This is a genomic window from Pseudomonas sp. V88_4 (assembly GCF_029967985.1).
GTDB lineage: Bacteria > Pseudomonadota > Gammaproteobacteria > Pseudomonadales > Pseudomonadaceae > Aquipseudomonas > Aquipseudomonas glycinae.
The window spans coordinates 179,258-191,787 of record NZ_JASCAF010000002.1; the positions used below are offsets into that span (position 1 = coordinate 179,258).

Here is a 12,530-nt window from a genome sequence, read left to right on the forward strand (position 1 = left end):
GCGAAATTCAGGGGGTAGTGTGGAGCAGATTTTCACGTCACGGCTGGCGCTGTGGGGCTGGCTGCTGGTGACGGCCGGCGCGCAGCCGGCGTTCGCCGATGAGGCCGGGAACGCAGAGGCGCAGCGTCTGGTGGACGTCAACGAATACTTCGTGCGCGGCAACACCGTGCTCGATGCGCGGGCTATCGAAGAAGCGGTGTACCCGTTCCTCGGCCCGCAAAAAGCCATGAGCGACATCGAAGGCGCGCGCGATGCCTTGCAGAAGGCCTATCAGGAGCGCGGCTACCAATCGGTGTTCGTTGAACTGCCCGAGCAGGCGGTGGCCGACGGCATCGTCTACCTGCAAGTCAGTGAAACCAAGGTCGGCCGGGTCCGTGTGGTCGGCGCCAAACACTATTCGCCGCTGGACATCCGCGACAACGTCCCGGCGCTGAAGGAAGGCGAGGTGCCGGACTTCGCCAAAGTTCAGGGCGAACTGGCGCAACTCAACAAGACCCCGGGCCGCCAGGTGATGCCGCTGGTGCGTGAAGGTCAGCGCCCCGGCACCATGGACGTGGACTTGCAGGTCGAAGACCAGAACCCGTGGACCGCCAGCGTCGGGCTGAACAACGACTACAGCGCCGACACCGAAAAACTGCGCACCGTCACCAGCCTCGGCTACAACAACCTTTGGCAGTTGGGGCACAGCGTCAACCTGACGTTCTTCACCGCGCCTCAGGAGACTGACAACGCCAAGGTCTGGTCCGGCTCCTACACCGCGCCGCTGACCGAGCGCTGGAGCGTGCAGTTCTCCGGTTACCAGTCCGACAGCAACGTCGCCACCCTCGGCGGCAGCAACGTGCTCGGCAAGGGCCATTCCTATGGCGTAGCGGCGATCTACACGATCCCGTCCAGTGGCAACTGGTCGAACTCGCTGTCGGCCGGCATCGACTTCAAGGACTTCGACGAACGCCTGACCCTGTCCGGCGAAAGCGACAAGGTGCCGCTCAAATACGCGCCGTTCACCTTCGCCTATAACGGCTATCGCTACAGCGAAAAGAGCCAGCTCGGCCTCGGCCTGAGCCTGGTCGCCGCCACCCGCAGCATCTTCGGCTACGGCAGCTCCGACGAAGACTTCGACTACAAACGCTACCGCGCCAACCCGAGTTTCGCCGTGCTCAAGGGCGATACCAACTTCACCTGGACCTTCGACAACGACTGGCAGAGCGCAAGCAAAGCCGCGTTCCAGCTGGCGTCGGGGCCTCTGGTTTCCAACGAACAATTCTCCGCCGGTGGCGCCACTTCGGTACGCGGCTATCTGGCCGCCGAGCGCACCGGTGATGACGGCGTGTTGCTCAGTCAGGAAGTCCGCACGCCGTCACTGGCCAAGTACGCCGGCACCTGGATGCAGGACTGGCGCTTCTACGCCTTCGCCGAAGGCGCGCAACTCTACCTGCGCGACGAGCTGCCGGACCAGGACGCCAATTACGCCTTGGCCAGCGTCGGCCTCGGCACCCGCGCCAGCCTGAGCAAATGGCTGTCCGGCAGCCTCGACTGGGGCTATCCGCTACTCGAAGGGCCGAACACCTCGAAACAGGAATCGCGCCTGCACTTCAACCTTCAGGCCACTTTCTAACAAGGAGCACCTCCATGCAGCGCCTTTTCCTTTCGTTGTTGATCTGCCTGGGCTTCGTGCTCCCGGCCACGGCCCAGGCCTGGTGGCAGGACGACTGGCATTACCGCAAACAGATCGCCGTCGACACCACGCCGCAAGGCGCCGCGATCAATCAGGCTCTGGGTCGCACCGCGCTGCTGGTACGCCTGCACACCGGCAACTTCACCTTCGACGGCGTGAAAGAGGACGGCTCGGACCTGCGCTTCGTCGCCGCCGATGACAAGACCGTGCTCAACCACCAGATCGAAAGCTTCGACGCGCTGATGGGCATGGCGCTGATCTGGGTCGATGTGCCGAATGTCGAGGGCGGTCAGCGTCAGGACATCTGGATGTACTACGGCAACCAGAAGGCCCCGGCCACCGGCAACGGCCAACTGACGTTCGATCCGAATTACACCGCGCTCTATCACTTCGACGGCGCCACCGGCACCCCGGCCAAAGACACCACCGCCTACGGCAACACCGCGCAAAGTGCGACCGGCGCAAGCATTGACGGCGTAGTAGGGCGGGCCTTGCAGTTCAGCGGCCAGCCGTTGCTGCTGCCGGCCAGTCCGTCGTTGCAGCACAACGCCGGCAGCGCGTTCACCTTCAGTGCCTGGCTGCGACTGGATCAGGCCAATGGCGAACAACTGATCCTGGCACGCCGCGAGGGCAGCAACAGCCTGCTGGTCGGGGTGAATCAGGGCGTGCCGTTCGTGGACATCGACGGCCAGCGCGCCGTGGCCACTCAACCGCTGAATCCCGGCCAATGGCAGCACGTCGCACTGACCGCCGAAGGCGCGAAAGTGACGCTGTACATCAACGGTCGCGAAAGTGCGGCACTGGCCCAGGCAATGCCGGCGTTCAACTCGGTCATGGCCATTGGTGCTGATCTCTCCCCGAGCGCGTTCCAGCCATTCGCGGGGGCCATTGATGAACTGCGCCTGTCGAAAGTCGCCCGCCCGGCGCCGTTGCTGCTGGCCGACGCCACTTCCCAGGGCGCCGAGTCGAAACTGGTCGCCTACGGCGTCGATGAAGAACAGTCCGGCTTCGGTTTCGGCAGCCTCGGTTTCCTGCTCAACGCGGTGCCGGTGGACGCCTGGGTGATCATCGCGGTGCTGGTGCTGATGATGTTCCAGTCGTGGATCATCATGCTGCGCAAGAACCGCACCCTCAGCCGCGTCACCGCCGCCAACGAAGACTTCCGCGTGCAATTTGCCAAGGTTGGCACCCGCCTGGAAATGTTCGCCGACGACACCCAACTCGCCCAGCGTTTGCAGCACTCGCCGCTGTGGCGCCTGTATCTGGTGGCCGTGAAAGAAATCCGCACCCGCCGCGAGCAGGGCGCCGATACCTCGTCCGTTTCCGCCGCGACCATCGAAGCCATCCGCTGCTCGATGGACGGCGTCCGCACCCGTGAAAACCAGCAGCTCAGCTCGAAACTCTCGACCCTGTCCAACGCCATCGCCGGCGGCCCGTACATCGGCCTGCTCGGCACCGTGCTGGGGATCATGGTGGTGTTCCTCGGCACCGCCATGGCCGGCGACGTCAACATCAACGCCATCGCGCCGGGTATGGCGGCCGCCTTGCTCGCCACGGCCATGGGCCTGTTCGTCGCGATCCCGGCGCTGTTTGGCTACAACCGCCTGATCACCCGCAACAAGGAAGTCAGCGCCGACATGCGCGTGTTCGTTGACGAGTTCATCACCCGTCTGGCGGAGATGCACGGCGAAGGCCAGTCCAGTGAAACGGCGCATCAGCGCGGTCATCACGCCAACCACTCCGTACCGGCCTGAGGAGCACTGACATGGCGTCCGTAAATGCCTCCCACGACGATGATGAAGATGCAGCGGTAGACAGCATCAACATCACGCCACTGGTGGACGTGCTGATGGTGGTGCTGGTGATGTTCATCCTCACCGCCACCGCGCAGGTCTCCGGGATCCAGATCAACCTGCCCAAGGCCAGCGCCGCCGTGTCGCTGTCCGAGGCCAAGACCAAGGCAATCTCGGTCAACGACGGCGGCCAGGTGTTCCTCGACGCCTACCCGGTGACGTTGCCGGAGCTGGAAGAACGCCTGCGCATCGAGAAGGCGCAAAACCCGGACTTCCCGGTGATCGTGCGCGGCGACGCCACGGTGCAGTACCAGAAGGTCATCGAAGTGCTGGATCTGTTGCGCCGGCTCGAACTGTCCCAGGTCGGTCTCGTTACCGGCAAACCGACGCAGGGCTGAGTGATGACTGCACAACTGCCAATCGAGCCTTTGCCGGTGACGAAGTCGCCACTGCGTTACGTGAAATGGGGCGCCGGGCTGCTGCTGGGTGCTGTCGCGGCGTTCCTGTTGTGGCAGTGGGCCAACGACATGAGCGGCATCCGCCGGGAAGCGCCGAAGGTGCCGACGATCATTCCGCTGCCGCCACCGCCACCTCCGCCGCCGCCGGAAAAACCGCCGGAGCCGGAAACCCCGGTGGAAGAAAAAATCGTCGAGCCCGAGCCAACGCCGGAGCCGCAAGAGGTCAAGCCCGAAGAAGAAGCACCGCCATCGCCGGCGGACGATCTGGCCAACCCGATGCAAATCGACGGCGACGCCCAGAGCGGCAGCGACGCCTTCAACATCGGCGCGGGCAAGGGCGGCGGCATGGCCGGATCCGGCGGCGGGCGACTGGGCAACGGCACCTATAGCCAGTTCCTCGCGTTCACCTTCCAGAAGCTGCTGCGCGAGAACCCCGACCTGCGCAACCTGGCGTTTTCGCTGCAGGCCGATGTGTGGCTGAGCAGCGTCGGCGAGATCACCCGGGTCGAGCTGATCAAGTCCAGCGGCAATCCCGAAATCGATACGCAAGTGCTCGCCGCGCTGCGCAATGCGCCTGCTTTAAGCGAGCGGCCACCGGCCTCCATCACCTTGCCTGTGCGCATGTCCCTGCAAGGGCGGCGTCCGGGTTAACCGAATTCATAAAGCTGTATGAAAAGGAGTTGTGTGCAGATGATTTCCAACGTGAATCGATTGTCCCTGGCGGTCGGCATGGTCCTCGCGACCCTGGTCGGTCAGGCCGCGGCAGCGCCTGCGCCCTCGGAGAACGCCACGATCAATCTGATCCGCTTGCTGGTCGAGCAGGGCATTCTGAAACAGGACAAGGCTGACGCGCTGATCGCCCAGGCCCAGAACGAAGCGGCCCAGGCCAAGCAGGCTGCGGCGTCTACTGCCGTGGCCGCCGGGCCGGTCGCAGCGCCGGGCGATGTGCGGGTGCAATACGTGCCGGCCGCGGTGCGCGACCAGATCCGCGATCAGGTCAAGGCTGAAGTCATGGCCACCGCCAAACAGGAAAACTGGGCCGCGCCCAACACCTTCCCGGACTGGGCGTCGCGCATCAGCTTCGACGGCGACATCCGTCTGCGTGACGAATCGCGCTATTACTCGGGCAACAACAGCAACGAAATCGTCGACTTCGCCAAGCTCAACAACAACGGCCCGTACGACGTTAACCCCAACAGCAGCACCGCGTTGCCGCCGTTGCTCAACACCCGCGAAGACCGCGAAAACCTGTTCCGCCTGCGGGCCCGGCTGGGCATGAAAGCGGAGATTTCGCCGCAATGGACCGCCGGCATCCGCATCGGCACCGGCTCGGACAACAACCCGGTGTCGACCACCCAGAACCTCGGCGGCGGTTTCTCGAAAAAGGACATCTGGCTCGATCAGGGTTACCTGACCTGGAAGCCGTCGGATGAACTGACCCTGACCGGTGGCCGCTTCGCCAACCCGTTCATGTCCACCGACATGCTGTACTCCAACGACCTGAACTTCGACGGCGTGGCGGCGATTTTCGACCACAAGCTCAGCCGCGACTGGGGCGTGTTCGGCACCGTCGGTGCGTTCCCGGTGGACTACACCAACGACACCACGACCAGCAACGGCTTCGACAAAGAAGAAAGCGACAACAAATGGCTGTACGGCGCGCAGATCGGCGCCAAGTGGGCGATCAACAGCAACAACCGCTTGAAAGGCGCGCTGGCCTACTACCGCTTCGACGACATCGAAGGCCAGCGCTCCAGCCCTTGCGAACCGTGGGCCGGCGCACCGGGCTGTGACAGCGACGGCACCCGCGCGGCGTTCATGCAGAAGGGCAACAGCGTGTTCCTGCTGCGTGACATCACGCCGAACCCGCTCAACCCGACCACCACGCCGCAACCGCAATTCGTCGGCCTGGCGTCCGAGTTCAACCTGCTGGACCTCAACGTGGTGTGGGACGCCGACCTGCCGGAAGACTTCAAACTGCGCAGCCAGGGCAACTACATCCACAACCTCGGCTACGACGAAGGCGACATGCGCAAGCGTTCGGCGGGACAGATCGTCAACAACCTCGACAGCAACGGCAACATCGAAAGCGGCGCCAACGCGTGGATGGTCCAGTTCACCCTCGGCAACGCGCTGGAGCTGAAGAAGCAGGGCGACTGGAACCTGTTCGCCGGCTACAAGTACATCCAGCCGGATGCCTTGCCGGACGGCTTCAACGACTCGTCGTTCCACCTCGGCGGCACCAACGCCAAGGGCTACTTCCTGGGCGGCAATTACGGTCTGGCGAAGAACGTCTACGCCACCGGCCGCTGGCTGAGCTCGGAGGCGGTGTATGGCGCGCCGTTCGATATCGACGTCATGCAGCTTGAGATCAACACGCGCTTCTAAAGCGCCGGGAGAGGGTTATGAAAATCCGCTTTTTATGGCTTGGGCTCGGGATGTTGATCGCCACCGGGGCGAGCGCCGAAGGCATGGAAGAACGCCTGCGCACGCAATTGCGCAGCACCACCCAACAGCTGCAAACCCTGCAAAGCCAACAGGCCCAGGCCAGCGCCGCGCAACTGGCGGCGCAGAACGAAGCCAAGGCTGCGCAGGCACAAATCAAGCAATTGACCGCCGAACTGGCCAAGGCCAAAGGCCTTGTCGTGCAACTGGCCGGGCAGCAGCAAAGCCTGCACAGCCAGGCCCAGGCGCAAGTCGCGGCCAGCAACGAGCAGACCGGCAAGTTCAAGAAGGCCTACGAAGAGCTGTTGGTCATGGCCCGTGCCAAAGAGGCAGAACGGTCTAAGCTTCAAGCGCAATTGACTGAACGTGACACACAAGTGCAGCAATGTTCGGTCAAGAATCAGCAGATGTATGGCGTGGCCAAGCAGATTCTCACCGCCTACGAAAACATTGATGTGGCCGAGGTGATGAAGATCCGTCAGCCCTTCGCCGGCAGTGCCCGGGTCAAGTTCGATGAGCTGGCTCAGGGCTTTGGCGACGAACTGTACAAGACTCAATTCGATGCGCCGCAAGCCGCGATTGCGCACTGATTAAAAGACTCATGGACAAGGAAGAAGTAATGACTCAATTGATCTCCCACGTATCCCCGCAATCCCTGACCGACGTGCTGCAAGCCGCCGGTTACCGCGTCAACCAGACCGAACAGAACGGTATCGTGCAGTTGCTCAGCGCCAGTCAGGGCATCGGTTACGCCGTGCGTTTCGGTAACCCGGCGGTGGCGGAGCAGGGCAGTTACGTCGACTTCACCTTCAGCTGTGCGCTGCGGGTACAGGGTGAATTGCCGGCGGGTGTGGCCGAGCAGTGGAACGCGACCCGCCGGTTTGCCCGGTTGTCGTTGCAGGGCGAGTTTCTGGTGATGGAAATGGACGTGGTGGTGGCTGCGGGTGTCAGCAACGATCACCTGCGCGGCAACCTGGAATTGTGGGATCGCCTGCTTCAGGAGTTCATCGTGTATCTGCGTGATTTCACCCAGAACGCTGCTGCCGCCCAGGCTCCAAAGGTTGAGCAAGAGGAAGTCGCGCTGTGACAAAGCCTGCCATGGTAATCAGCGCCGCTGCGGTGGCGCTGTTGGTGGTGGCCGTGGCGCTGGTGGTGCGGCCGGGCAATGACCCGGTCGCCGCCCAGCAACCGGCGCCGGTCGTGGGCGCCAATGCCGGGCCGGCGGTGGCGCGGCTGGGCAATCAGCAGGTCACGCCGGAGGAATTGCAGGCGCTGCTGGCGGCCGTACCGCCACAGACTCGCGAGCAACTGCGTGGCAATCGTGAGGCGCTGGAACGCTGGATTCGTTCACGCCTGGCCGAAAAAGCCGTGCTGGAACAGGCCGACGCCCAGGGCTGGGCGCAGCGCCCGGACGTGGTGCGGCAGACTCGTGCCGCCACCGAACAGATCGTGTTCCGCGACTATTTGCAGTCGGTGAGTAAAGTGCCGGCGGATTACCCGAGCGCTGCCGAGTTGCAGCAGGCGTATGACGCGGGCAAGGCCAACTGGCAGACGCCGGCGCTGTATCGGGTCAGCCAGATCTTCCTTGGGGTGAATGAGCCGCAGAATCTTGAAACCGTGCGCAAACAGGCCACGGAGCTGAGCAAGAAAGCCCAGGCGACCCCGGCGGACTTTGCAGCACTGGCCAAAGAGTTTTCCCAGGATCGGCTGACTGCCGAACGCGGCGGCGATACCGGCCTGCAACCGTTACAGCAGCTGGTGCCGGAAGTTCGCGGTGCGGTGGCGCGGCTCAAGGTTGGCGCGGTTTCCGATCCGGTTCAAAGCAGCGCCGGTTTCCACGTGATCAAACTCACTGAGCAACAACCGGCCCGCACCGCGACCCTCGACGAGTTGCGCGATCAACTGACCCAGGCCTTGCGGGCACAGCGTCAGGAACAGATCGCCCAGGCCTATCTGGACGGCATGCTCAACACCGCGACGCTGAGCATTGACGGGGCTGAGCTCAACAAGGTGCTGGAGGAAAAGCTGTAATTCAGACTCACCTCTGAACCCCTGTGGGAGCTGGCTTGCCAGCGATGGCTGTGTGTCAGTCACCAAATATGTTGGATCTGCCGGGCGCATCGCTGGCAAGCCAGCTCCCACAGGGAATGTGTGCAAAGGCAAACAACAAAGATCGACAGGGAGTCATCGATGTCATTCACCGAACCCGCAGCACGACCGAGCAGCGCTGATTTCCGCTGGCCCCGGGATAAGGAAGAGCCCTGGCTGGCGCAAGCGGCGACCCTCGACGGCGACGTCGCCCAATACTTTCTGGTCAGCGCCCGCTGCGGTTGCTTCATGCAGGCCGCCCGCAGCCTCAACGTGCGCTCGACTTTGCTGCGTAAACAACTGGCGCAACTCGAACAGCAACTGCAATGCGCGCTGTTCAGCTTTCAGGGAAGCGCCTTGAGCCTGACCCGCGAAGGCCAGCAATTGCAGGCGCAACTGGTTGCCTTGGCCCACGAACGTCAACTGCCGGTGATCGAGCAACCGCTGATCAGGCTGGCCGTCGCCGAATCGATCCTGCACGACATCCTCGGCCGCGACCTCATCGCACTGCTGCGCCGCAACGCCAGCGTGCGCCTTGAGATCATCGCCCTCGACAGCGAGCTGGCCCTGCGCGCCGTCAGCGCCGACATCGTGCTGTGGCTCGCCCACGGCGACACCCCGCACCCCGGCCCGACCTTCGCCACCAGCGAACCGCAACGCCTCGCGCAACTGGAGTATCAGCCACACATTGCCAAACGCTACTCCCGCGTGACTGCCCGCCCGGAGAGCCCGGACGACCTCGCCGATTTCATGTTGGTGCAATGGCAGCACGACCGGCAGATCGACAGCTTCCGGCCTTGGAACAATCTGGTAGAACAACGCCTGGCTGGCGTGGTGCAGATGCAATCCTATGAGCTCATGCTGGAGATGATCCGCTGCAGCGCGTGTATCGGATTGCTGCCGATGTACATGAGCCGCTTTGATCGCGGGCTGGTGGCGTTGCCGGGGTTGTTTGACGAGGCGATGCGGTTGCAGGCTTGGTTGGCGGTGAACAGTGAATCGCAGGAGGTTGGCGAGGTGCGGACGTTGGTTGAGTTGATTCAACGCACTTTCAATGAGCGGCAGGAGTGGTTCGAGTAAGCCTCGCCAGGATCAGTTGCGCCGGTTTACAGTGACCGGCCACGCACTGATCCAGGAGGGATCTTTCATGCCTGAGCACAACCCCGCCATTCATCTCGAGCGCTTCAACGAGTTCCACCTCGAAGGCGTCACCGTGCGTGACGGGCAATGGGTCGACACCTTGAGCATGGCGCGTTTGCGCAAGCGCTGACCTTTTGTCAGTCCATGGCCGAAGTGGCGACCGTGCAGGCAAATGACTTGCACGGCCGTCATCGGCATCTGCCATGCTCGGAGTCCGCAGCACCGCTTCCTTGAAGGAACACCGCAATGGACGACGTACAGCAACTGGGCGAAATGCTTCGCCACTATGCCGACAGCGAAGCGCACAAGAAGCAACTGTTCGAGACGCAATCGGCGACCTGGGCTACACGGATTACCGAGTTGTTCGGAAAGATTCAGCAATGGCTGGAACCGGTGCAGGCGCCGGGTTTGCTGGAGGTGAGTCGCGAGGCGTATGTGGCGTTCGGGCCGAGCACCCCGGTTGAGACCTCGACCTTCAAGACTGAAAAACTAAGCATCGTGATCGCCGGCAAACCGGTGGAGTTCGTGCCGGATGTGATGGGCAGCGGCGGGCAGATTTCGCTGGCGGTGATGGGGTTGACGGCGGCGCGCTACGGGAGTGTTTCGTTGGTGGGGTTGCCCAATGGTGATTGGCAGTGGCGCAAGACCAATGGGTTGAAGGATCCGGATACCTTTGCCTTCGACGCGAATTTCCTCGCACAGCAATTGCAGAGCCTGATTCCTCGAGACCGCACCTAAGATCAAAAGCCTACCCCCTCATCGGAACGCCGCCCGCCCAACCCTCTCCCCCAAGGGGGCGAGGGGGAAAGGGAGCAGATCTGCGTTGTTTTCAATTTTGAGCTCGGCGGAAAGGGAGCCGATCTTCGTTGTTTTCAATCTTGAGTTCGACGGAGAGGGAGCAGATCGGGGGCTTTTCAGTATTTGAGTTCGGCTCGATATTTCAGGTCGATGTATCTCGGATAAACGACTCGGTCAGTTCCCTCTCCCTATGGGCGGTCCGACGTTTCGGGAGGGCTAGGGTGAGGGCCGCTCGGCTGACACACCTCACATCTCAAGATTGACCCACCCCGGCTTCGCCACCTCCGGCGCCACCGCTTTCACGGTTTTACCGGTAGCCATCTCAACCCGCCGAGCCACCTCCGGATCATCGGCAAATGGCGTCAGACTCGCCTCATCCAGGCTCTCGCTCGTCTCATGGCGCAAGCAATACTCGACCGCCAGCCACAGAAACACCACACCCAACACATTCAAGAAAATATCGAACATGACCGACTCCCTCGATCAGGCGATCTGCGCTTCACGGTGGGCAATCGCAACATCCGCCACCCGCACCGTGCGCCACACGTTATAGGCCATCAGCAACATGCCGCTGAGGAAGAACACCCCGCCGGCAAACCGCACGACAAACCCCGGATGACTGGCCTGCAACGCTTCGACGAACGAGTAGGTCAGCGTGCCGTCCTCGTTGATCGCCCGCCACATCAAGCCCTGGGTAATCCCGTTGACCCACATCGAGGCGATGTACAACACCGTGCCGATGGTCGCCAGCCAGAAGTGCAGGTTGATCAGCGGCGTGCTGTGCATCCGCTCGCGGCCAAAGACCTTGGGCACCATGTGATAGGTGGCGCCGAAGGTGATCATCGCCACCCAGCCGAGCGCGCCGGCGTGTACATGGCCGATGGTCCAGTCGGTGTAGTGGGAGAGGGCGTTGACGGTCTTGATCGCCATCATCGGGCCTTCGAAGGTCGACATGCCGTAAAACGCCAGCGACAACACCAGGAAACGCAGGATCGGGTCGGTGCGCAATTTATGCCACGCGCCGGACAGGGTCATCATCCCGTTGATCATCCCGCCCCAGCTCGGCGCCAGCAGGATCAGCGACATCGCCATGCCCAGCGACTGTGCCCAGTCCGGCAACGCGGTGTAGTGCAAATGGTGGGGGCCGGCCCAGATGTACAGGGTAATCAGCGCCCAAAAATGCACGATCGACAACCGGTACGAATACACCGGCCGATTCACTTGTTTGGGCACGAAGTAATACATCATCCCGAGGAATCCGGTGGTCAGGAAGAAGCCCACCGCGTTGTGCCCGTACCACCACTGCACCATTGCATCGGTAGCGCCGGAATACACCGGATAGGACTTGAACCAGTCCACCGGAATCGACAGGTGATTGACCACGTGCAGCATGGCAATCACCAGGATGAACGCGCCGAAGAACCAGTTGCCGACATAGATGTGCTTGGTCTTGCGTTGCACCACCGTGGTGAAGAACACGATGGCGTACGCGACCCAGACCACCGCCATCCAAACGGCGCCGGAGAATTCGATCTCGGCGTATTCCTTGGTCGTGGTGTAGCCCATCGGCAAGGTGACCAGCATGATCACGATCACCGATTGCCAGCCCCAGAAGGTGAAGACCGCAAGTTTGTCCGAGTACAGCCGCACCTGGCAGGTACGCTGCACGGCGTAGTAACTGGCGGCGAATTGCGCGCTGCCGGCGAAACCGAAAATCACAAGGCTGGTGTGCAGCGGTCGCAAGCGGCCGAAAGTTGTCCATGGCAGGTCCAGATTCATCTCCGGCCATACTAGTTGCGAGGCGATCCATACCCCCATCGCCATGCCCACGACACCCCAGAAAACAGTCGCGATGACGAATTGGCGGACGACCTTGTAGTTATAAGCCTGTCCGATTGTTGCTGTGCTCATGGTCAGTTCATCCACGGTTGCAAAGTCTTGCCAGGCCACCCGGTCTGGCACGAGCTGCACTGTAGAAACCCCACCGGAAACAAAACAGGCTCAGGAATTGTTCATTTATGCGGATCAGATCAGGGCGCTGCCTGCGGCCATCTGCCGCGCCCTGATACGGTTTTTATGGTTTCAGGTGAATCTGTTGCGTGCTGCGCCGCTCGTCCATAGTCGTAAAAAATC

Annotated in this window: 13 protein-coding genes; 11 read left to right on the plus strand and 2 right to left on the minus strand. The window is 62.3% G+C overall.

Annotated features, from left to right (window positions below; translation table 11 throughout):
* Positions 1 to 19: 19 nt before the first annotated feature.
* The 11 genes from QLG12_RS03490 (at position 20) to QLG12_RS03540 (ending at position 10,337) form a co-directional block, all read left to right on the plus strand.
* Positions 20 to 1,615 carry a ShlB/FhaC/HecB family hemolysin secretion/activation protein gene (locus QLG12_RS03490; RefSeq protein ID WP_282473918.1) on the plus strand — a complete coding sequence of 532 codons (1,596 nt, stop codon included), beginning with the start codon at positions 20 to 22 and terminating at the stop codon, positions 1,613 to 1,615.
* Between the two features lie 14 nt (positions 1,616 to 1,629).
* On the plus strand, positions 1,630 to 3,429 hold the full coding sequence (locus QLG12_RS03495; protein WP_197868249.1) for a MotA/TolQ/ExbB proton channel family protein: 1,800 nt from the start codon (positions 1,630 to 1,632) through the stop codon (positions 3,427 to 3,429).
* 11 nt (positions 3,430 to 3,440) lie between these two features.
* Complete coding sequence (locus QLG12_RS03500; RefSeq protein ID WP_007955109.1) at positions 3,441 to 3,866, plus strand: biopolymer transporter ExbD; 426 nt, start codon at positions 3,441 to 3,443, stop codon at positions 3,864 to 3,866.
* 3 nt (positions 3,867 to 3,869) lie between these two features.
* On the plus strand, positions 3,870 to 4,577 hold the full coding sequence (locus tag QLG12_RS03505; protein WP_282473919.1) for an energy transducer TonB: 708 nt from the start codon (positions 3,870 to 3,872) through the stop codon (positions 4,575 to 4,577).
* A gap of 39 nt (positions 4,578 to 4,616) precedes the next feature.
* Positions 4,617 to 6,314 carry a putative porin gene (locus QLG12_RS03510; protein WP_282473920.1) on the plus strand — a complete coding sequence of 566 codons (1,698 nt, stop codon included), beginning with the start codon at positions 4,617 to 4,619 and terminating at the stop codon, positions 6,312 to 6,314.
* Between the two features lie 17 nt (positions 6,315 to 6,331).
* Positions 6,332 to 6,961 carry a DNA repair protein gene (locus QLG12_RS03515; protein ID WP_282473921.1) on the plus strand — a complete coding sequence of 210 codons (630 nt, stop codon included), beginning with the start codon at positions 6,332 to 6,334 and terminating at the stop codon, positions 6,959 to 6,961.
* A 29-nt stretch (positions 6,962 to 6,990) separates the two neighbouring features.
* Complete coding sequence (locus QLG12_RS03520; RefSeq protein WP_085700718.1) at positions 6,991 to 7,458, plus strand: YbjN domain-containing protein; 468 nt, start codon at positions 6,991 to 6,993, stop codon at positions 7,456 to 7,458.
* Positions 7,455 to 8,402, plus strand: a complete 948-nt coding sequence (locus QLG12_RS03525) for a peptidylprolyl isomerase (protein ID WP_282473922.1) — start codon at positions 7,455 to 7,457, stop codon at positions 8,400 to 8,402. The genes QLG12_RS03520 and QLG12_RS03525 overlap by 4 nt, the downstream gene beginning before the upstream one ends.
* 159 nt (positions 8,403 to 8,561) lie before the next feature.
* A complete protein-coding gene (locus QLG12_RS03530) occupies positions 8,562 to 9,539 on the plus strand; it encodes a LysR family transcriptional regulator (protein WP_282473923.1) in 978 nt (325 codons plus the stop codon).
* A 67-nt stretch (positions 9,540 to 9,606) separates the two neighbouring features.
* Entirely contained in the window at positions 9,607 to 9,729 is a 123-nt protein-coding gene (locus QLG12_RS03535; RefSeq protein WP_275949902.1) for a hypothetical protein, read from the plus strand.
* Between the two features lie 116 nt (positions 9,730 to 9,845).
* Positions 9,846 to 10,337, plus strand: coding sequence for a hypothetical protein (locus QLG12_RS03540; RefSeq protein ID WP_282473924.1), 492 nt, complete (start codon positions 9,846 to 9,848; stop codon positions 10,335 to 10,337).
* Positions 10,338 to 10,643: 306 nt separating this feature from the next.
* On the opposite strand, the gene QLG12_RS03545 is transcribed toward QLG12_RS03540, so the two are convergent.
* Positions 10,644 to 10,865, minus strand: a complete 222-nt coding sequence (locus tag QLG12_RS03545; protein ID WP_011333930.1) for a hypothetical protein — start codon at positions 10,863 to 10,865, stop codon at positions 10,644 to 10,646.
* 15 nt (positions 10,866 to 10,880) lie between these two features.
* The gene (gene ccoN, locus QLG12_RS03550; RefSeq protein ID WP_282473925.1) at positions 10,881 to 12,308 is read right to left on the minus strand and encodes a cytochrome-c oxidase, cbb3-type subunit I; all 1,428 of its coding nucleotides are present in this window, start codon (positions 12,306 to 12,308) and stop codon (positions 10,881 to 10,883) included.
* Positions 12,309 to 12,530: the final 222 nt, after the last annotated feature.

Bases quoted from the DNA above. Each gene is read 5' to 3' on its own strand.
- QLG12_RS03520 (WP_085700718.1), top strand. From the start codon at position 6,991: ATGACTCAATTGATCTCCCACGTATCCCCGCAATCCCTGACCGACGTG.
- QLG12_RS03535 (WP_275949902.1), top strand. From the start codon at position 9,607: ATGCCTGAGCACAACCCCGCCATTCATCTCGAGCGCTTCAACGAGTTC.
- QLG12_RS03540 (WP_282473924.1), top strand. From the start codon at position 9,846: ATGGACGACGTACAGCAACTGGGCGAAATGCTTCGCCACTATGCCGAC.
- QLG12_RS03500 (WP_007955109.1), top strand. From the start codon at position 3,441: ATGGCGTCCGTAAATGCCTCCCACGACGATGATGAAGATGCAGCGGTA.
- QLG12_RS03545 (WP_011333930.1), bottom strand. From the start codon at position 10,865: ATGTTCGATATTTTCTTGAATGTGTTGGGTGTGGTGTTTCTGTGGCTG.
- QLG12_RS03505 (WP_282473919.1), top strand. From the start codon at position 3,870: ATGACTGCACAACTGCCAATCGAGCCTTTGCCGGTGACGAAGTCGCCA.
- QLG12_RS03515 (WP_282473921.1), top strand. From the start codon at position 6,332: ATGAAAATCCGCTTTTTATGGCTTGGGCTCGGGATGTTGATCGCCACC.
- QLG12_RS03495 (WP_197868249.1), top strand. From the start codon at position 1,630: ATGCAGCGCCTTTTCCTTTCGTTGTTGATCTGCCTGGGCTTCGTGCTC.
- ccoN (WP_282473925.1), bottom strand. From the start codon at position 12,308: ATGAGCACAGCAACAATCGGACAGGCTTATAACTACAAGGTCGTCCGC.
- QLG12_RS03510 (WP_282473920.1), top strand. From the start codon at position 4,617: ATGATTTCCAACGTGAATCGATTGTCCCTGGCGGTCGGCATGGTCCTC.
- QLG12_RS03530 (WP_282473923.1), top strand. From the start codon at position 8,562: ATGTCATTCACCGAACCCGCAGCACGACCGAGCAGCGCTGATTTCCGC.